Below are 20077 nucleotides of genomic sequence, written 5' to 3' on the forward strand. Positions count from 1 at the left end.
CTAGAGAGTCCTCCTTGGAATGGATTGCTAAGGGCTGTTGCGCCGCCGACCCAGCCAGGCCGTGAGCGCAAAGATGACGAGTGTCAGGGCCACCAGTACGACAGCGGCGGCCGCCACGGTCGGATCGGTGTTCTCACGAATGCCGTTCCACATCCGGCGCGGCAGAGTGAAGACCGTGAATTTCGAGATGAACAGCGAGACGACGATTTCGTCCCAGCTGAGAATGAAGGCAAACAGCGCCCCTGCCATCACGCCCGGTCGGATTGACGGAATGATGACCCGGCGCAGCGTTGTGAAGCCACTGGCACCCATCCCGCGCGAGGCCTGTTCCAGCTTGGGATCAAAGTTGGCCAGCGAGGCGCTGACTGTGATCAGCACCATCGGCGCCGCCAGGATCGAATGCGCCAGGATCAGCCCGGCATAGCTGTCCAGCAGGCCCAGAGGAATCCACAGCCTGTAGAAAGCCATTGCCGAAATGATCTGCGGAATGATCAGCGGCATCAGCAGCAATGCACGAACCAGTTCGCTGTATTTCGAGGTGATCCGCCACAGGCCAACCGCCGCCAGCGTGCCCATTACGGTCGCCAACACGGCGGTTGACGTGGCAATGACCGCGCTTTGATAGAAGCTCGACAACCATTCGGGGCTGGTGAACAGGTTCTCGAAGTGGCGCAGCGACACCTCTCCGCTTGGAAAAGACAGGAACCGCTTTGGCGTGAGCGAAATCGGGATGGCGACCAGTGCGGGCAGGACCAGAAACAGCAGGAAAGCCCAGGCACCTGCGCGAAGGAGGCGTGTCATGGCGGACGGCCTCATTGCGTCGCCCCCCCGAACACCGTGCTGAGCTTCATAAAGCGCGACATGATCCACAGCAGCGCCATGACACCAAGCAACATCAGCGCCGCCAGCATCGCCGCCGTGCCCCATTGCAGGGTCACCAGCAGTTGCACCGAAATATACTCGGCCGCCATCAGCACCTTGCCGCCGCCGAGGATGGCAGGGGTGACATAAAAGCCCAGCGACAGAATGAACACCAGCAGCGACGCGGCAACGATACCGGGTCGGGTCAGCGGCAGATAGATGCGGCGGAAGGTGACCGCGCCAGAGGCCCCCAGATTGCGCGAGGCCTGAAACACCCGCTGGTCCAGCCCCTGCATATTGGCCAGCAGCGGCAGCACTGCGTAGGGCACCATGTAATGTACCATGCCGATCAGCACGCCAAGCTCATTCCGAACAAAGGCAATCGGCTCGCTGATCACGTTCATCGCCTCCAGCGTGTTGTTGATCAGCCCGTTATTTCCCAGCAGCATCAGCCAGGAAAACGTACGCACCAGAACCGAAATCCAAAATGAAATCAGCAAAAGCGCCAGCATCACGTTTTGGTTTCTGGCATCCGCATGCACCATCGCGTACGCGATCAGGTACCCGATCAACACGCTGAACAGCGTGGTCAGGAGGCAGATGCGTAACGTGGTCAGGATAATCCGGATCAGGGCCTCGCTGGTCGCCAGTTCCACGTAATTGCCCAGACCGGGCTCAGGGTCGGTGAAGCTCAGCCAAAGGATGTTCAGGATCGGGCCGATATACAGCGCGATCAACACCCCCAGAAACGGCAGGACCAAAAGCCAACCCGAGTCGGTCAAGGATCTTAGACGATTTTGCACTTGGCTGAGTTCCGTTTCAGGTGGGGGTTTGCGCCGCCGCGCAAGGTCAATCCTTGCGCGGCGGTCTTGGGCGGTGCGGGCGACGGGGAGAAGGGTTCGCCCGCTCCCGGTTAGCTGATCGCTTCGAGGAAGGCGTTGACCGCGTCACCGGCATGCTCGGCCCACCAAGCGGGGTCGTTAAACACCACGTTCCCGACATTCTCGGCCGACGTGATCGCATAAGGGGACAGGGCCTCGGGGATCTGCGCAAAGGCCTCGGGGTTCGACGGCGTCATACCCAGGCATTCCAGCAGCGCAAGCTGCGAAGGTACTTCCTGGGCCTGAGCAATGAATTTCATCGCATCGGCCCCACCGGGGTTGCCGCGTGGCACCACATAGGCACCGGGCATCGCCAGTGCCTCATTCATAACAAGCTTGAACCGTCCATCGGTATCTTCCTCGATCGCGCGGGCGCGGTTCTGCCAGACCATGCCCATCACGACTTCTTCGTTCACGATCATCGAATGCGCCTCGGATCCTGAGCCCCAATACAAGCTATCGTCCTTGATCGCCTTGATCTTGTTCAGGGCGCGGTCCATGTCCAGCGGATACAACGCATCCTTTGAGACCCCGTCTGCCAGCAATGCGCCTTCCAACGCGCCATTGGCCCATTTGTACAGCGATCGCTTGCCGGGATAGTTTGCGGTGTCGAAGAAATCCGCCCACGAGCTTGGTGGGTTGTCGCCGAACTTCTCGGTATCGTACATAAAGGCATAACCGTAAAAGATGACCGAGACCCCGAATTCCCAGGCGAAACCGTCCAGAACCCTGGTCTTGTCAACCACACTGTAGTCAATCGGTTCCAGATGGCCCGATTTTCCCAGCGCGATTGCGTCGAACGCATCCGCATCGGCAACGTCCGCAGTCACGTTGCCAGAGTCGACCATCTCGCGGATCTTGCCCTGAAGCGGGCCCGATGTGTCGATCCTGAGTGGAATTCCCGTATTCGCTGAAAACGGCTGCCCGATCGCTTCGCCGTGGCAGCGTTCCGCGTCACCGCCCCAGTTCCATAGTACGATCTGGTCTGCTGCAGCCTCGGCGTCTCCGGCAGCCACAGCGGAAACCGCAACCCCCGCCATCGTACACAGCGCCAGAAAGGACCGTCGGTCCATCCTTCCGGCCTTGAATGCCTTGGCGCCTTCAACCGCCGCTTCCTTCATGAACGTTTTATCAACCATGTTTTCCTCCCGATCTCCGTTGGATGTGGCTGTGTGGTGCACGGTTTTCCGTGTCTGTGCGTTATCTGTCAGCGACCGGTACCGGAGCGTCATCGCTCCAAAACAGGTCAACCTCTTGGCCTGGGATTGGCTCATCGCTCTGGTGCCACCCGACCAAGTCGATTTCAAAATCGTCCTCACCTTCAACCTGAACCATGCATTTCAGCATTGACCCAAAATAGGTTACCGATCGCACTGTACCCGCCTTTCGGGCATGCTCTGTTCGGGACCCTGACGGCGCCAGATTGATCTTTTCGGGCCGCAGCGCGTAGAGCCGTCCGTCCGCGTGCAAAAAATTGCTTTTGCCCAGAAAGCTTGCGGCGAAACGTGTGTCAGGTCGTTCGTAAAGCTCTTGCGGAGTGCCGACCTGCTCAACCTGGCCATTGCGCATGATCACGATCCGGTCGGACATCGACAAAGCCTCTTCCTGATCGTGGGTCACGAAAATGAAAGTGGTGCCAATGCGGTGGTGAATGTCCTTCAGTTGCTCCTGCACCTCGATGCGTAACTTCTTGTCCAGCGCACCCAGCGGTTCGTCCAGCAGCAGCACCGGCGGTTCAAAGGCAATCGCACGGGCCAGGGCCACCCGCTGCTTCTGTCCGCCCGACAGCTCGTCGGGCTTGCGGTGACCAAAGGCCTCAAGCTGAACCAGCGCCAGCATCTCATCCACCCGCGCCTCGATCTCCGAGCGGGGTCTTTTGCGAATCTCGAGAGGGTAGGCAATGTTCTGACGCACGGTCATGTGCGGAAACAGCGCATATCCCTGGAACACCATGCCGAAGTTTCGTTTTTCGGCCGGTGTGCCCGCGATGGAACGGCCCGCCAAGGCGATGTCGCCCGCAGTGACATCGAGAAAGCCGGCGATCATCATCAGCAACGTTGTCTTTCCGGAGCCGGACGGTCCGAGCAGGGTCAGAAACTCACCTTGCTGGATATCCAGATCGACGGCGTTCACGGCCTGAAACGCGCCAAAGCTCTTGGATACTTTTTGCAGCTGCAAATCGCCCGCACTCAAGCCGTCTCTCATCCGGCAGCCTTTCCACCGCGCAGCTTCAGCTTGTCGCGCGCCTCTTGGGGCGTGACGGCGCGGGCCCCCATACGTTCGATGATTTCAACCACCCGGGTCACAAGCTGCCCGTTGGAAGCCAGAACCCCGCGATCCAGGAACAGGTTGTCCTCCAGACCAACCCGGACATTACCGCCCGCCGCCACGACAGCAGCCGCCATAGGCATCTGCATCCGACTGATCCCAAACCCGGCCCAAGCGGCATCCGCGGGCAAATGCGATTTCATCGCCATCAGAGTTTCAAGTGTCTGATCCGCGCCCCATGGAATGCCGAGACAAATCTGGTACATTGCGGGGTCGTCGATCAGCCCTTCGGACTGCATCTGCCGCGCAAAGCGAATATGGCCCAGTTCGAAGACTTCCATCTCTGGCTTGACGCCCCACTCGCGAATCTTCGCTGCCATGTGCCGTAGGGTAGGTGGGGTCGAGATGTAGATGTTGTCTCCATCTCCAAAGTTCAGCGTGCCGCAATCCAGCGAGCAGATTTCCGGGCGGCACTCCTCTATATGGATCAGCCGGTCATCGGCACCGATCATGTCGGTTCCCGGCCCCGGCATGGCGGGGTTTTCGGCGTCCGGAACCCAGTCGCCGCCCATGCCTGCAGTCAGGTTGATGACAACATCGGTTCCGCTGTCGCGCACCCTGTCCACCACCTCCTTGAACAGTTTGGGATCTCGAGACGCCCGTCCGGTTTCCGGGTCGCGGACATGAATATGAGCAATTGCCGCCCCTGCCTCTGCGGCTTCAATCGCGGCTTCGGCGATCTGTTTTGGTGTGATCGGAACCTGTTGGCTGCGGTTGGTGGTGTCCCCGGCACCGGTAACGGCGCAGGTCACGATGACCTCGTGATTCATCAGTTTCTCCAATATGCGTTATGTTCACGATGTCGCAGGAAATCTGCGGAAATGTTCTTTTTTTCGACACCAATTAATTATATAAGGCGAAAAAAGACAAAATCTGGATAAATATCTAGTAAGAAATGTATCTATGGAAATGATGGATGCAAAGCACGAGACGTTCGGACAAATCTGGAACTGTGCTTTCGTGCTGACGCCGCGTTTCAACATGATGACACTGAACTCCCTGATCGAGCCGATTAGGGTCGCCAACTACTTGTCGCTCTCCAAAATCTACGAGCACGGTCTTTATTCTTTTGACGGTACTGACGTGCCGGCCAGCAACGGTCTTTCCACCAAATGCAGTCTGCCCCAGGCGATTCTGCCTCGGAACACGACGGTTTTCCTTCTCGCCAGCTGGGGCGGCGAGAACTACAGGAATCAGGAGTTGATGGCATGGTTGCGGCGCCAGCATCGGAACGGTGTCCAGATTTGCGGTGTTGAGATCGGCGCCTACATTCTGGCCGAAGCGCAGCTTCTGACCAATCTGAAAGCGACAACTCACTGGTCTTACTTGCAGGGGTTTCGCGAGCGCTTTCCCAATATTCATGTTGTTGAACAGCTCTACACCGGAATTGGCCCTGTGATGACTTGCGCCGGAGGCACTGCGGGCTTCGACCTGATGCTGAGTTTCATTGAAACCTATCGTGGTCGCGCATTGGCTGGCGAGATCGCCGATCAGATCATGCACCACCCCTTGAGGCCACCGGAGACACCGCAGAAAATCACCCACGGGCGCGGCTTGGCCACGCTCCCGGATGGCGTGCGCGCGGCTGTGCAACTGATTGAGGAACACATCGAAGACCCGCTGCGGATTGGCGAGATCGCTGCACGCATCGGCATCTCACAGCGACAGCTGGAGCGTCGGTTCAACGCGAATTTTAGCTGCAGCGTGAGCCGTTTCTCTCAACTCCTGCGGCTGCAGCACGCCCGGGTTCTGCTGGTGTCGACAAGTCTCGGTATCGGTGAGATTTCAGTGGCATCCGGCTTCAACACCCAGTCGCATTTCAACAAGGCCTTCAAGGAGTGCTTTGGCCGCAAACCCAGCGCTTACCGCAACGCCTGGCCCGACAGCGAGCCGAACCCGCAATGGCCGGGAACATTGTCCTCGTTCATCGAATCCGTGCGCCAGGCTCCCCCGGACTGAGCGACCACAGGCCCGTGTCAGCCCGGGTTGCGGATTGCATTCAGCAACGCCACGATCTGACGGTCCCGCTGTTCGGCCATTTCTTCAAACCCTCGGCCCGCAGCGATCTCATTGCAGCCGTCCACCATTCGGTCACGCAGTTCCTTGGTGAGTTCCGGCGCTTCCAGCCGAGTCCAAGGCAGCTTCAGCGCCGGACCGAACTGATCTAGGTTGGTGGCCATGCCACCCTCTCCGCAGGCCGTGTGAAAGGCCATGCACTGCCCTTGAACCACCATCCTTGGCGCCGGTCCATTCATAAGCGCGATATCGATGTCCTCCGGTGTCGCTTCGCCATTGGCAACCATATGCAGTGCCTCGCGCCACAAAGCCTCTTGCAGGCGGGTGGCGACAAAGCCAGGGATTTCCTTTTTCATCACCAGCGGCGCCTTGCCCGCCGCTTTGTAGAATGCGGCGGCCCAGTCGACGGCCCTGGGGTCAGAGCGCTTTCCGCCTACGATCTCGACCAGTGGCAGCAGATAAGGCGGGTTGAACGGATGTCCGATAACCGTGCGCTCTGGCGTTGCGCACCGGGCCTGTATCTCGGTCATTGTCAGGCCCGAGGTCGAGGAGCCGATCACGACGTTTTCCCGCACCATCTCTCCCAACTGCTGATACAGCGCCTGTTTGATCTCCAATCTCTCCGGCGCGCTTTCCTGAATGAATTGCGCCTCGGCGACCGCCTCTTGAAGGTCGTGCACAATCCGCAACCGGTCCAGTGACGCGTCGGGCGCCAGACCCAGACCCGTAAGGCTGATCCAGGCGGTGTTCAGGATGGCCTGGGCCGCGGGGACTTCATCTGCATCGTGCAGATACAGCGTCACATCATACCCGCGGGCCAGAAAATGCGCCGCCCAACCCACACCGATCGGGCCACCGCCGATTGACGTGACACGGGTAATCTCTTCAGGCTTGGGATACATGCGTCACCTACCCTTGAAGTTGGGTTCGCGTTTTTCCACGAACGCTGCCACGCCTTCGGCGGAGTCCTCGGATTTCAGCATCTTCCGGTAGGTTTCCAACTGATCGCCGCGCATTTCCAGGAAAGCTTGTTCGAGGGGGCGGCATTCAATGGCGCGCAGCACCTCCTTGACACTCTGCATCGCCAGCGGCGCAGAGCCAGCGATCTGGTCGGCCCAAGCGCGCGCCGTGTCCATAAGATCCGCCATGGGCACAACCTTGTTGATCAGTCCATAACGTGCAGCTTCTTCCGAGGTCATACGACGACCCAACAGGAACATCTCCATCGCGATGTTGTGCGGGATACGCCGTGGCAGGCGCTGCAACGCACCCGCATCCGGCACAATGCCCAACGGCATTTCCGGAAGTCCAAATTCCACGTGATCGGCGGCAATCAAAAGGTCGCACGACAGGGCCAGCTCAAACCCACCGCCGATCACCAGGCCATTCAAAGCTCCGATCACGGGTTTGTTCAGTTTCCAGTTCTCGGTCAGCCCGGCAAAACCGCCCTCGCCATAGTCCGCAGTTTCCCACCAGTTATCTAGCTGCATTTCGCCATCATTCAGCGCTTTGAGGTCCCACCCGGCGGAAAAAATCCGCTCGCCCTCGGCGGTGATGATTCCGACCCACAGATCTGGATCGTCGCGCAGTTCGGCAAAAGCGGCCCCCAGCGCTTGGCTCATGGGGATGTCAATGGCGTTGACCTTGGGCCGGTTCATCTTGACCTCCAGCACCCGACCCCGCCGTGTGACCTCCACTCCGTTTGTCATAGTAGCTTTCTCCAACCTGTTGAGTTTACCGGCGCTTTGCGACCGGGCATTTCTTTGCCTTAAAGGAAGTTCGGCATGACTTTGTCACAGAACAGCTCGAGCGAGCGTTTCTGTTCCTTGTGCCCAAGGCCAAGGCTTGCGTAATAGATAAAGCTGTCCACTTTTAATGCCTCGTATTTGCGAAGCTTTTCAGTGACTTGCTCGGGCGTGCCGAACATCAGATTCTCCGTCAGCATATCGGCATCGTATTCGGCCCGGTTCTCCAGGCTTTCCAGCGGAATCTGCTTGGCGAAACCGTTTTCGACATCGCCCAGATTCTTGAACAGGTTTTCGAACTGCCCCAGCTGGCGGCGGGCGGCGGAGAGCGCCGCATCATGGCCCTCGGCCCCGTCATAAGCCGCAGTGTGCCGCATCATCGCCATACGTGGACGACGCTTGCCGGGATGAGCGGCCATCGCATCCTCAAGACGCTGAACGTAGAGCTCCGCTTCGCTCATCGGGCGGGTCAGAGGCCAGGACATCACATCACAGCCGTTCTGCACTGCGTATTCATAGGTGATGGGCGCACGCGCAGCGACCCAGACCGGCACTTCCTGCTGCACTGGCTTGGGCACCGACGTGGAGGCCGGGAATGACCAGTACTCGCCATCATGGGTGTAGTCACCTTGCCAAAGCGCTCGCACCGCAGGTAGCATTTCCTGCATATATCGCCAGGCATCGGACTGTTTCAGCCCCGGATGCATCCGATCGAACTCCCGCTGATATGCGCCAGACCCGATGCCGAACTCTAGCCGCCCATCGGTCAGGAGATCGGTCATCGCCGCCTCACCCGCCAATCGGATCGGGTCCCAATACGCCGCCACCGCGCAGGCCGTACCCAGCCGGATCCGGCTGGTGTTTTCTCCCCACCAGGTCAGGATCTGGAACGGGTTCGGCGCAATGGTCATTTCCATCGCATGATGTTCCGCCGCCCAGACAATTTCGAACCCGCCTTCGTCGGCCATCCTGACCATATCCAGCGTATGGTCCCGTACGGCCTTCATATCCAGAGACGGGTCCAGCCGTTCCATGTTGATCGCCAGTTGAAACTTCATTGAGAGTGTCTCCCTGCAAAAGAGTGGACGTTTTTAGTGTTTCGAGGATGAGTGACACCGGATCCGCCGTGCTGTGACGGTCCGGCAACTCACCGCATGACAAAGGGGTTGGCCATCGGCTCATCCGACGTGTTCATCCAGACGGTCTTGGGTCTTGTGTAGTCATACATCGCCTGAAAGCCGCTTTCGCGGCCATAGCCGGACCCCTTGATGCCGCCGAATTCGGCAATCGGCGACACCGCCCGGTAGGTGTTGACCCAAACGATCCCGGCCCGCACAGCAGCGGACAGGCGTAGCGCGCGGGCGTTGTCGCGGGTGAAGATGCCGGCCGCCAGCCCGTGCGTCGTGTCGTTGGCCAGTTGCAGCGCCTCGTCCTCGGTCCGGAACCGTTGCACGCACAGTACCGGGCCAAACAGTTCCGTATCGACAATCCGCATGTCCTGGCGCGGGCATTCAACGATGGTCGGCTCATAGAACTGCCCGGCCATATCCGGGGGCCGTTTCCCCCCGCACAAAACCTTGCCACCCTGCTCCACCGCAAAGGCGACCTCACGTTCGATATGCGCCAGTTGGCCGGGAGTGCAGAGCGGCCCCATTTGAGTGTCTTCTGCCAACGGGTCGCCAATCTTTACTGCCTTGGCAATGGCGACCATCCGCTCCAGAAAGTCATCGGCGATATCTTCGTGCAGGTACAGCCGGGATCCCGCGACACAGCTCTGGCCCGCAGCGCCGAAGATGCCAGCAACCGAGCCGTTCACGGCACTTTCGATATCGGCATCCGCAAACACCAGAAACGGTGACTTGCCACCCAATTCCAGGCTGACTTCGGCAAAATTGTTTTTTGAGTTCTCCAGAATCATTCGCGCCGCGTTCGGCCCGCCGGTAAAGGACACCCGTGCAACCAGCGGGTGGGCGGTCAGCGCCCGCCCGCAAGGGTCTCCGTGCCCGGTGACAATATTGACGACACCGGGCGGAAACCCGGCCTCGGCGATCAGTTCGCCGAATTCCAGCATTGCGGCGGACGCATATTCTGACGCCTTCAACACCACCGTGTTGCCCGCCGCCAATGCCGGGCCGATCTTGACCGCGACCAGGAACAACTGAGAGTTCCACGGCACAACGGCGGCAACCACGCCCAGCGGCTCCCGCCGGGTGAAGACAAACAGGTCGGGCTTGTCGATGGGCAGTGTCTCGCCCGAGATCTTGTCGGCGCAACCGGCATAGAATTGAAAGAACTCGGCAATGTACTTTGCCTGCCAGCGGGTCTCTTTCAGCATCTTGCCGGTGTCGACCGCCTCGGTCCGGCCGAGTTGCTCGGACCGTTCGGCCAGCAACTCGGCTAGACGGCGCAGACACTTGCCGCGTTCGCTGGGCGACATCTTGGGCCAGGGGCCTTCGAGAAACGACCTGTGCGCCGCCCGTACCGCGCGATCCACATCTTCTTCCGTGGCTTCCGGCACCCGGCACCAAACATCACCCGTGGCCGGATTGACGCTGTCGAACCGCCCGCCATCTGACGCATCGCACCAATCCCCATCGATCAGCATCTTGTAACCGGGCACGTCGCTCACAGTTCTTCCTCCCACTCGTTTCCGCTCATCGTGCGTTTAATCTCAGCCGGAGTTTTCGCTTTTTTCGTCGCTATGCGACGGGAAATCCCGAGTTCTGCGTCGGGAAAACACCAAACTGGGAAAAACGCGAGGAAACAGAAATGACCCAAACCAAACAGATCATCGGCGGCCCGCTTGAAATTGGCGGTCGCGTTCTGACATTGTCCCGCGCCATTCGCGCAGGGGATTTCGTTTTCCTGACCGGACAGATTCCGATGCGCGACGGCGCTGTGCTGACCACCGGAGACATCGAAGAGCAGACCCGTGCCGTTCTGGATGACATCCGGGCGACCCTGGCCGAGGCGGGCTGCGACCTGGCCGATGTGGTCAAAGCCATGGTGTGGCTGCGCGACCGGGCGGACTTCCCGGGTTTCAATACTGTGTACGGAGAGTATTTCCCGGACGAACCGCCCACCCGTTCTGCCGTTGTCAGCGACCTGCTTGTTGATTGCCGGGTCGAGGTCGAAGTCGTCGCCTACAAACCCCAACCGACGCCGGATACCCATGCTTGAGCGGTTGCAGGACGGAACTGCCGTCGCCTCTGTCGGTCCTGAGCAGGCCCCGGCTGTGGTTCTGATTCATGGTCTGGGGCTCAACCGGGACTGCTGGCAATGGACCGTGCCTGCCCTGCTGGAGGCCGGTTTCAGGGTCATCGCCTATGACCTGCACGGCCATGGCGGCAGTACACCGCCGCCGGATCGGCCGTCGCTGATGCTGTTTTCCCGGCAACTTTGCTGCGTGCTGGACCACTACAGCTGCGACCGGGCAGCCATCGCCGGGTTCTCATTGGGCGGAATGATCGCCCGGCGGTTCGCACAGGATCATCCTCAACGGGTCGCCGCCCTGGCCATCCTGTTTTCCCCCCACACCCGTTCACCCGAGGCACAGGCCGCGATCCTGAAACGGGTCGAGCAAGCCCGCGAAAGCGGCCCGACCACGACCGTCGAGGCGGCGTTGGAGCGGTGGTTCACCGCCGCCCACCGCGCCGCCCACCCTGAACAGATGGATCTTGTTCGGAGCTGGGTTCTGGCCAACGATCAGGCAGTTTACCACCGTATTTACAGTGTCCTTGCGGATGGGATCGAAGAAATCGTGGCCCCGCACCCGGCCATTGTCTGCCCCGCGCTGGTGATGACCGGAGAAGAAGATTTTGGCAACGGCCCTGACATGTCGCGAGCCATCGCCGCCGAAATTCCCGGAGCTGAACTGCATATCCTCAAAGGCCTCAGACATATGGCGCTGGCCGAGGATCCGGAGGCCGTCAACGCGCCTCTTGCCGCTTTTCTGAAACGGGTCTACGCACGGAGCGCCACAAAATGACAGCACTTACCCAACCCAAGGGCATCCTGCATGGTATCCGGGTCATTGACCTGTCGCGCATGCTATCGGGCCCCTATTGTACCATGATGCTGGCCGATCACGGCGCCGAAGTGATCAAGATCGAAGGCGCCATGGGCGACACCAGCCGGTCCAACGGCCCGTGGCGCGACGATGATCCCGAGCGGGAAATGGCCGGGTACTTCGTCAGCCTCAACCGCAACAAGAAGAGCGTGCAGCTGGACCTGAAAACCCCAGACGGTCAGGAGGCTCTGAAACGCCTGGTCGCCAGCGCCGATGTCTTGGTGGAAAACTTCCGCCCCGGTGTGATGGAGCGGCTGGGTCTGGGGTATGAAACCCTGGCCCAAATCCGTCCCGGGCTGGTTTATGCCGCGATCCGAGGGTTCGGCGACCCGCGTTCCGGTGAAAGCCCCTATGCGCACTGGCCCTCGTACGACATCGTGGCTCAGGCAATGGGCGGTATCCTGTCTCAGACCGGCCCTGATCCCGAAACCCCCTGCAAGGTCGGTCCCGGTATTGGCGACGTGTTCGCAGGCATGATGATGAGCTTCGGTATCATGGCGGCCCTGCGCCAGTCCGAAGCGACAGGCGAGTCGCAATTCATTGACGTCGGCATGTATGACGCGATTCTCAGCCTCTGCGAACGTGCGGTATACCTACATGATATCGAAGGAAAGATTGCAGGACCCGAGGGCAACGATCACCCGCTTCTGGCGCCTTTCGGCCTGTTCCCTGCGCGCGATGGACAGGTGGCCATCGGGGTTGTCGACGACAGCTTCTGGCAGGCGTTGGCGCAGGCCATGGACCGCCCGGATCTGGCATCCGACGCCCGGTTTGCCACCCGCCACCAGCGGGCGCAGCATACGTCGGCTCTACGGCACAAGGTATCCTCCTGGACTTCGACCCGCAGCAAGGCCGAACTGACGGCTGCCCTGGGTGGGGTGATCCCGTTCGGGCCCCTCAATACGGTTGCAGACATCATTGCCGATCCACATACCGCGGCCCGTGGCCTGCTGGCACAAGTCCCGCATCCCGACCCGGCGGCGCCGCCATTCACGGTCGCAGCCAATCCGCTGCGGTTCAGCAGCTCGCCCCTGCCGTCGCCACAGGCTGCACCGTTGCTTGGCGCACATACCGAACACTATCTTTCGAAAGCCGAGCCGCCCCAAATGAGCGATGACCGCAAGAAGGCGCTGCGCAACGCATTTGGAACCTTCCCAACCGGGGTGACGGTTGTCACCACCCGCCAGCACGATGGCACGCCGCGCGGGTTTACAGCAAATTCCTTTACCTCAGTATCGCTGGACCCCCCGATGCTGCTGGTCTGCCTGGCCAAGACTGCCCACAGTTGCGAGATCTTTACCCAGGCGCCACATTTCGCGATCAATATACTGACAGAAGACCAGAAGGAGATTTCCAACCTTTTTGCTTCGCGCAGTCCCAGCAAGTTCGACCAGGTCAGCTGGCGCCCGGGCCCCTCTGGGGGCGCACCGCTGGTTGACAACACGCTGGCCTGGTTCGAATGCGCGCGGCACCGGTTGGTCGATGCGGGCGACCATCTCATTCTGATCGGCACCGTGTCAGGTTTTGATACCTCAGACAGCAACCCGCTTGGATATCATCGGGGCGGCTATTTCTCGCTCGGCGTGGGAGACACACTGGTGGAGGCCGCCGCCAAGCACGGCCCCGTGCGGCTGAGCGCTTTGCTGCGTATCGGCGATCAGGTGCTGCTGCGGCAAGAGCTGGACGGTTCGGTCTCGGTGCCCAAGGCTCCGCCCGGCGCATCCACGCAACAGGCCCTTATGCGCCATCTATGTACGCTTGGGCTGGCCCCGGGTTCACAGGCACTTTACGCGGTCTATGACGATACCGATGCCGGGTTCTTGGGTGTGGTCTTCCGTGGTACTGCCACAGGGAATGCCCCGCCCGGGCACCTGCTGTTCCCAATTCAGGATATCCCCCTGGATCGCGTGCCGGACCCAGCCGAACGCAGCATGCTGGAACGGTACGCCGAAGAAGCCCGGATCGACGATTTCGGCATCTACCAAGGCACTACGGCCAACGGCACTGTGCACCAACTTTCATCCACCTGACATCGTGAACCAAGGAGATTACATGCTTCCCGAATTGCGCAAGATCGTCGCCTTTGACGAGGACATTTACCGTGACGGCGACAGGGCCGCAGACCCGACCCTGCGGGTGATTGGTGTTGCCGCGGTTGTCCGCAACCCGTGGTATGGCAAAGGCTATGTCGAGGATCTGAAACCCGATATCAATCGCATGGCCCCGATCCTGGGTCAGGTACTGACCAACCGGCTGACCGATCTGGCTGGCGGTGCCGACAAAATCGAGGCCTATGGCAAAGCCTGCGTGGCCGGCACGGACTGCGAGTTGGAACACGCCTCGGCGTTGATCCACACCCTGAAATTCGGCAACTTTTACCGCCAGGCTGTAGGCGCAAAATCCTACCTGGGGTTCACAAACACTCGCGGTCCGGCGGGTATTCAAATCCAAGTGCCGATGATGGGTATTCACGACACCGGTCGCCGCTCACACTACCTGACATCACAATTCTCGATTTATGATGCCCCGGGGCATGACGAGCTTGTTGTCGCCCTGGCGGGTGCCACCGGTGGTCGGCCGCATCACCGTATTGGTGATCGGTACTCGGATTTGGAGGAAGTCGGGGCAGAGGTTGATAATCCCGCGGGTGTCTGACGGGGCTTTTGTGCCACATCCGGAAATCGCTGCTGTATGGCACAGTGCGGGCATTTCGACCCAAGCTTTAAGGATGCCTGCTGTGTCCTTTCGACAGTTTCACCTGCTTTGTCCGGATGTCCGCCGATCTCTGTTCCTTGCGAACAACACAAGGCATATGCGTGTCGAACGCGTTCCAAAGGTCATGGGAGAGACCATCAGTCTCGTGCTGGTCGTTTTGGGTGCGGTTTTGAGCGTGCTTTACATACACACTTCTGCCAGCCGGCATCGTGGTATCCGACTTAAACTGGATAATCGCCCTCAGGGCTTGGGTGCTGGGACGGGGCGGCTTCGGTGTCTCCGTCCCGGTGCCAAAAGCCTCGGTCGAATGGCAATTCAAGGGCATCATCGCCACAGGCAATTTGCAGTACATCGCCGGTCTTGGTGATCCGGTCGACGCTGTGCCAGTTTGACGGGCGAGGTATAGCGCCGATCACATGGTGCAACGTCGCGGTTCCGCCAAGTTTCAGGGCTGACGGCCAACCAAGCGCATTGACACGGTTCGGTGCGAGCGCCGCACTGTGGCCGCTGTGAATACCACTCGCCGCGTCTTCGATTCCCAATACTCCCCGATGCCGACCGTTCCAGGGGGGATCCATTCTTGCGCCATGCGAATACCAGTGCAGTGTGACCGGTAACTCCGTGGGGCGTTTTAACACGAACAGGATGTCATCTTCTGCCTTTCGCATCACTGCTGTCCATCCGATCTCGGCACCTGGGCGCTCAACCAGGCCCACAATATCCTCATGTTGGTCTGCCAATGGGAAACGTGTGAGATCGGCGATGCCGCCTGTTCGTGTCGGAAACGAACAAAGCTGCCGCGCTTCTTCCGGGCAGGCCAGGTGGTTCAGCCCTGGATCAACTGCAGACTTGGGCGACAACGCGACGAGCTTTGGCGAATGAAAGACCCGGCCACCCGCCGCCATCCGCGTCATTACGTGATGCGCAACCGGTACCGCACCTCTCCCGCCAATGAACCGGTGCTTTTGGTACAGCAGCGGCGCGTCCATTGCGCAAGTCAGGGTTTTTTCGACGCGTGCCCCCATGACTTTGCGACCAAGCGCAAATGTGCTGGTCCGGTCACCCTCGGCCACAAGAAACCAGGCGCTGTTGGCCGTCCAGCCATGTGGTGGCGCGGGCTCTATATCCGACTCTGCAAACGGTGCGCAAAGGAAGTCGCCGGACAAGAGCCTCTCGACAGGTGGCGAATTGTCCGGAAACTCGGCATCCGGGGCATTGACCCAAGGTGCCGTGTGCAGCGGCGAAAACTGTAGCCCGTCCCAATTGAATGTGCAGTCGCACAGATGTCCGACGCGGTCGTCCAGCCCGACGGACACGTGATCGGAACGCAGCCGGTGGATCACCCGCTCCAGCCTCCGTCAATCGCAATCGCCTGGCCGGTCATGAACCGAGAGGCATCTGACAACAGATACAGGATAAGCGGTGTAATATCCTCAGGTCTGGCGATGCGACCCATCGGCTGACGGGCTGTAAAAGCGGCCAGTGCCGTTTCGTAGTCTCCGGTTGCCTGTAGCCTTTGTTCCAGAGACGGGGTTTGTACTGTGCCTGGGCAGACTGCATTGCAGCGCAATCCTTGCGTCACATAATCCTTGGCCACCGATTTTGTCAGGCCTATCACGGCTGCTTTGGTACTGGCGTAGACGCAGCGATCCGGTGCGCCAACGACAGACGAGACCACGGAGGCCATATTCACAATGGACCCGTTGGCCGCCAGCAAAAGCGGCAAACTTGCCCGGATGCAGTGAACAGCGCCCAGCACATTGACGTCATAGGCGAGTTGCCAATCTGCATCAGTTGCTGTTTCAACAGTGCCTGAATGCACGATACCCGCACAGTTGAACAACCCGTCCAGCCGGTCGAGCCCACCGATCACCGTCTGCACCTGGCTGTCATCCGTGACGTCCATTGCATGCGCCTCCACCCCGTCGAGCCCGGCCAGTGTGTCCGGATCACGGTCTGTCGCAATGACACGAACACCTTGGGCCAAAAGCGCCTCGGTCACATCGCGGCCCATGCCTTGCCCGGCTCCTGTAACGAGCACTGTTTTGTCCTTCACGTCGCAATCTCCTGTGCTTGAGCTGATGCAGGGCCTTAGAATATCGCGGTGAGGCCGCCATCGACCGGCAGATTGGCCCCGGTTACGTAGCTTGCCGCGTCCGACAGCAGAAAGAGAACAGGTCCGGCAATTTCCTCGGGCTTTGCAGCACGCGCCATTGGTATTTTGCGATGCGCCAGATAGACCGTTTTGAACCAATCGGTGTCGTGCTCATGGCTGCCGTCCTCCATCCGGGCCATGCGAGTGTCAATAAAGCCCGGCGAGACGGCGTTCACCCGCACGCCCTTAGGCGCGAGATCTGCCGCTAGGCAGCGGGTGAGGTTCAGAGTCGCGCCCTTGGCCATGGAGTAGGGGGCCGAGGCCTCGGACCCCACCATCCCCATAACTGAGACGATGTTCACAATTGCGCCATTGGTTTCGGCCAACGCACGAGTCGCGGCATGACAAAGCATCAGCACACTCGATTGATTTGTGTCGATTACGCGCTGGTAGCGATCAAAATCCAGCCGGTCCCAATGCGAGATGTCCCCGATGGCAGCGTTGTTTACAAGGCCGTCAAGCTGGCCATGCGCGTCAAGCACTTCGGCGATCAAAGCGCTGGCCGCTCCGCGTTTGGACAGATCGGTCGTGTGGAGACTCGCGGTGTCGGGCAAATCCAGATCAGCCAGCGCCGCACCATCGATATCGGCCAGGGCCACCCGCTGACCCTGAGCCAGTGCGCGCCGCACGATCGCCAATCCAATGCCGCGTGCCGCCCCTGTGACCAAGATCACCTGTTCTCTCATATCACTCTCCTGCTGGTTCGCCGGACCGGCTGCGGTTCAGTGCAGCCAACACGGCGGTCAAGATGCCGGTCATCACCAGAACCAGTGTGACTAGTGCCGATATCTCGGGCGTGAACCCATAGCGCATCATGCCGTATAGCCGGATCGGCAATGTCACTCCGTCACCGACCAAGAAAAGCGTAATCATTGTTTCGTCAAAAGAGATGGCAAAGCACATGATCGCCGAAGTCGCAATCGGAAGCCAAAGCTGTGGGAGAACAACCTGGCGGAACGTGCGCCATCGCCCCGCCCCCAGATCGCGCGCGGCCCAGACCAATGCCGGATCCAAGGACGCCAGGCGAGCCTGAAGCGTACGAAACCCAATGGCCAGAACAAAAACGACATGACCAAGGATGACCGCATTCACACCGCGTGCGATCCCCGCCTCCTTCATTGCGACAAGCAATGACATGCCGGTGATGATCGGGGGCAAAAGGAACGGCAAAAAAACAATCGCCGAAATTGCGCCCACCTCCCAACGTGGTGACCGTGTGCTGGTGACGTAAAGCGCAAAGGCCAAGCTCAGACCGATGGCAATCGCCACGGCAATTGCCCCAACCTTGAGCGAAGCTAGGACCGCGACACCAATATCCTCGTTCTCCAGGAGTTTGGCGTACCAATTAACAGAGAAGCTGTCCCACCGGATTTTGCCGCGCCGCACCGCGAAGAAAGAAGTCAGTGCCACCATCAGGATTGGTGCGTAAAGGGCAAAGATTGCAAGGACTGCGATTGCATTCAGTATCGGCCGGGCGAGTCTCATCCCTGCCTCCGCATCCATCGTGGCTGACTGATCCAGCCCGCTATCAGGATGATCACAAACGAAATCAACAACAGCAAGAGTGACAATGCCGCGCCCAATGGCCAGTTGAACGCGATACCGAACTGGCTGAAGATCAGCCGACCGTATGTCAGACCATTAACTCCCCCCACCAACTCGGGCGCAAGAAAATCGCCGACCGACAAGACAAAGGTGAACATGGCGCCGACAATCGCTGCGGGCAGTGACAGGGGCAGAACAATCTTCCAAAAGATGCGGGTGCTGCTGGCCCCAAGATCACGGGCGGCATTGATGTAGGCGGTTGGAATGCGTTCGAGCCCGGAAAAGGTTGTAAGGATACAGAAAGGCAACAGGGCAAAGACCAGCGTCATCCGCACTGCTGTCAGGTTGAAGAGGAAAACCGACAATGGCTCATCGATAAGCCCGGTCCAAATCAACGCTTGGTTCAAAAAGCCCGTATGCCCCAACAACCCGCGCATTGAGTAAATCTTGATGACATAAGACATCATCAGTGGAACGGCGATTGCGAAAATCAGCGTGTATTTCAGCCAGACCCGTCGCTGCCAGATAAAGACTGCAACAAGATACCCCAGGACAAAGCAGATTAAAGTGACCTGGGTTGCCATCACAATCGTTTGGCGCAAAACCTGCAGGTAGACCCCTGTTCCAAAAATCTCGCGATAATTGTAAAGCGAGACTTCGTAGATGATCTCACCGTCCTCGGACGAGTAAAACCCGTAGAGCAAAAATGCACCTATCGGTAGCAGGACCGTTCCGGTTAGCAGAACCCATATCCCGATGCGGACCGCGCGGGTCATGCGCCGACTTCCGCGCAGGCTTCGGGCTGAAAACCCAATCGTGCCGCCCCCCCGATCTCAATCGGTTCGCCGCGACCCGGACGACGTACCATCATCTCGCGGCCCGTAGCCGTTTTGAAGGTCATCAGCGTATTGTCACCATGAAATCGCCGGTCGACCAAAGTCGCTTCGGCGCCGAAGGTCTCTGCGCCATCGATACCGATCGCCTCGGGGCGCACTGCGACAAATCCCGAGCCCGGCAGCATTCCGAATTCGCTGGCCCCGGCCTCAATCAGATTATTCACTCCGATAAAGCTCGCGACATGCCGCGTTGCCGGTGCATGATACAGGGCATCCGGTGTATCGACCTGCTCGATCTTGCCTCTGTTCAGGACGCAGACCCGGTCTGACAACGACATCGCTTCGTCCTGATCGTGGGTGACAAACACAAAGGTCAATCCAAGATCGCGGTGCAGATCTTTGAGAAAGCGCTGCATCTGGCCCCTGAGCGAGGCATCGAGCGCCGATAGAGGTTCATCCAAAAGGATCACCCTGGGCTCGCAGACCAGGACGCGCGCGATTGCCACACGCTGTTGTTGCCCCCCCGAAAGCTGCGCAGGAAATGCACGAATACGCTGTGACAGGCCAACCCGTTCCACCATTTCATTGACTCTGCGTTTAACCTCGATCGTATCGAGACCTTTGATCCGCAAACCAAAGGCCACGTTGTCAAAGACGCTCATATGCGGGAAAAGCGCGTAGCCTTGAAACACGGTGTTGAAAGGTCGGGCTTCCATCGGCACCGGCGTAATGTCCCGATCCTCGAACAAAAGCCGTCCCCGCGTCGCCTCCTCGATCCCGGCAATGATTTTTAGGATCGTTGTTTTGCCTGACCCACTGCTCCCCAAGAGCGAAAAGAACTCGCCGTTGCGGATTTCCAGATCAATATGATCCAGAACCCAGACTGCGCCATAGCGCTTGCCGATGCCGTCAAGACGCAAGCCCAT

The 20077-nt window shown here is 59.5% G+C and carries 20 protein-coding genes; 5 read left to right on the forward strand and 15 right to left on the reverse strand.

Annotated elements, in window-relative coordinates; translation table 11 throughout:
- Positions 1-27 precede the first annotated feature (27 nt).
- From ACR3E0_RS03170 to ACR3E0_RS03190, 5 genes are all read right to left on the reverse strand, one after another.
- Entirely contained in the window at positions 28-801 is a 774-nt protein-coding gene (locus ACR3E0_RS03170; RefSeq protein ID WP_480476082.1) for an ABC transporter permease, read from the reverse strand.
- Positions 802-812: 11 nt separating this feature from the next.
- Positions 813-1643 carry an ABC transporter permease gene (locus ACR3E0_RS03175; protein WP_480476084.1) on the reverse strand — a complete coding sequence of 277 codons (831 nt, stop codon included), beginning with the start codon at positions 1641-1643 and terminating at the stop codon, positions 813-815.
- Positions 1644-1774: 131 nt separating this feature from the next.
- Positions 1775-2881: an extracellular solute-binding protein gene (locus tag ACR3E0_RS03180; RefSeq protein ID WP_480476086.1), complete on the reverse strand. Its 1107-nt coding sequence runs from the start codon at positions 2879-2881 to the stop codon at positions 1775-1777.
- A 61-nt stretch (positions 2882-2942) separates the two neighbouring features.
- Positions 2943-3947 carry an ABC transporter ATP-binding protein gene (locus tag ACR3E0_RS03185; RefSeq protein ID WP_480476088.1) on the reverse strand — a complete coding sequence of 335 codons (1005 nt, stop codon included), beginning with the start codon at positions 3945-3947 and terminating at the stop codon, positions 2943-2945.
- Positions 3944-4840 (reverse strand): beta-keto acid cleavage family enzyme, encoded by an 897-nt coding sequence (locus tag ACR3E0_RS03190; RefSeq protein ID WP_480476090.1) that lies wholly within the window; start codon positions 4838-4840, stop codon positions 3944-3946. The genes ACR3E0_RS03185 and ACR3E0_RS03190 overlap by 4 nt, the downstream gene beginning before the upstream one ends.
- 139 nt (positions 4841-4979) lie before the next feature.
- Between ACR3E0_RS03190 and ACR3E0_RS03195 the strand changes: the two genes are divergently transcribed.
- On the forward strand, positions 4980-6029 hold the full coding sequence (locus ACR3E0_RS03195; protein ID WP_480476093.1) for a GlxA family transcriptional regulator: 1050 nt from the start codon (positions 4980-4982) through the stop codon (positions 6027-6029).
- A gap of 17 nt (positions 6030-6046) precedes the next feature.
- On the opposite strand, the gene ACR3E0_RS03200 is transcribed toward ACR3E0_RS03195, so the two are convergent.
- The 4 genes from ACR3E0_RS03200 to ACR3E0_RS03215 all read right to left on the reverse strand — a co-directional run bounded on the left by ACR3E0_RS03200 (position 6047) and on the right by ACR3E0_RS03215 (position 10436).
- Positions 6047-6988, reverse strand: coding sequence for a 3-hydroxyacyl-CoA dehydrogenase NAD-binding domain-containing protein (locus tag ACR3E0_RS03200; RefSeq protein ID WP_480476095.1), 942 nt, complete (start codon positions 6986-6988; stop codon positions 6047-6049).
- A gap of 3 nt (positions 6989-6991) precedes the next feature.
- A complete protein-coding gene (locus tag ACR3E0_RS03205; RefSeq protein ID WP_480476097.1) occupies positions 6992-7795 on the reverse strand; it encodes an enoyl-CoA hydratase-related protein in 804 nt (267 codons plus the stop codon).
- Between the two features lie 59 nt (positions 7796-7854).
- The gene (locus ACR3E0_RS03210; RefSeq protein WP_480476099.1) at positions 7855-8889 is read right to left on the reverse strand and encodes an LLM class flavin-dependent oxidoreductase; all 1035 of its coding nucleotides are present in this window, start codon (positions 8887-8889) and stop codon (positions 7855-7857) included.
- Between the two features lie 89 nt (positions 8890-8978).
- Positions 8979-10436, reverse strand: a complete 1458-nt coding sequence (locus ACR3E0_RS03215; RefSeq protein WP_480480936.1) for an aldehyde dehydrogenase — start codon at positions 10434-10436, stop codon at positions 8979-8981.
- 164 nt (positions 10437-10600) lie between these two features.
- Here ACR3E0_RS03215 and ACR3E0_RS03220 point away from each other — a divergent pair, with 164 nt between their 5' ends.
- The 4 genes from ACR3E0_RS03220 to ACR3E0_RS03235 are packed head-to-tail and all read left to right on the forward strand — an operon-like array spanning position 10601 to position 14555.
- Complete coding sequence (locus ACR3E0_RS03220) at positions 10601-11011, forward strand: RidA family protein (protein WP_480476101.1); 411 nt, start codon at positions 10601-10603, stop codon at positions 11009-11011.
- A complete protein-coding gene (locus tag ACR3E0_RS03225; protein ID WP_480476103.1) occupies positions 11004-11819 on the forward strand; it encodes an alpha/beta fold hydrolase in 816 nt (271 codons plus the stop codon). Before ACR3E0_RS03220 ends, ACR3E0_RS03225 begins: the two co-directional genes overlap by 8 nt.
- Positions 11816-13930, forward strand: coding sequence for a CoA transferase (locus ACR3E0_RS03230; RefSeq protein ID WP_480476105.1), 2115 nt, complete (start codon positions 11816-11818; stop codon positions 13928-13930). Before ACR3E0_RS03225 ends, ACR3E0_RS03230 begins: the two co-directional genes overlap by 4 nt.
- A gap of 22 nt (positions 13931-13952) precedes the next feature.
- Entirely contained in the window at positions 13953-14555 is a 603-nt protein-coding gene (locus tag ACR3E0_RS03235) for an amino acid synthesis family protein (protein ID WP_480476107.1), read from the forward strand.
- Positions 14556-14836: 281 nt separating this feature from the next.
- Here ACR3E0_RS03235 and ACR3E0_RS03240 read toward each other — a convergent pair whose 3' ends face one another.
- From ACR3E0_RS03240 to ACR3E0_RS03265, 6 genes are read right to left on the reverse strand one after another with little or no spacing between them, the layout of a single operon-like run.
- Complete coding sequence (locus tag ACR3E0_RS03240) at positions 14837-15958, reverse strand: hypothetical protein (protein ID WP_480476109.1); 1122 nt, start codon at positions 15956-15958, stop codon at positions 14837-14839.
- Positions 15955-16671 (reverse strand): SDR family oxidoreductase, encoded by a 717-nt coding sequence (locus ACR3E0_RS03245; protein WP_480476111.1) that lies wholly within the window; start codon positions 16669-16671, stop codon positions 15955-15957. Before ACR3E0_RS03245 ends, ACR3E0_RS03240 begins: the two co-directional genes overlap by 4 nt.
- Positions 16672-16706: 35 nt before the next feature.
- On the reverse strand, positions 16707-17456 hold the full coding sequence (locus ACR3E0_RS03250) for an SDR family NAD(P)-dependent oxidoreductase (RefSeq protein WP_480476113.1): 750 nt from the start codon (positions 17454-17456) through the stop codon (positions 16707-16709).
- Between the two features lies 1 nt (position 17457).
- Positions 17458-18255 carry an ABC transporter permease gene (locus tag ACR3E0_RS03255; RefSeq protein ID WP_480476115.1) on the reverse strand — a complete coding sequence of 266 codons (798 nt, stop codon included), beginning with the start codon at positions 18253-18255 and terminating at the stop codon, positions 17458-17460.
- A complete protein-coding gene (locus tag ACR3E0_RS03260; RefSeq protein ID WP_480476117.1) occupies positions 18252-19091 on the reverse strand; it encodes an ABC transporter permease in 840 nt (279 codons plus the stop codon). The genes ACR3E0_RS03255 and ACR3E0_RS03260 overlap by 4 nt, the downstream gene beginning before the upstream one ends.
- The gene (locus ACR3E0_RS03265) at positions 19088-20077 is read right to left on the reverse strand and encodes an ABC transporter ATP-binding protein (RefSeq protein WP_480476119.1); all 990 of its coding nucleotides are present in this window, start codon (positions 20075-20077) and stop codon (positions 19088-19090) included. Before ACR3E0_RS03265 ends, ACR3E0_RS03260 begins: the two co-directional genes overlap by 4 nt.

The sequence above is a fragment of the Ruegeria sp. AJ12 genome, from assembly GCF_056536245.1.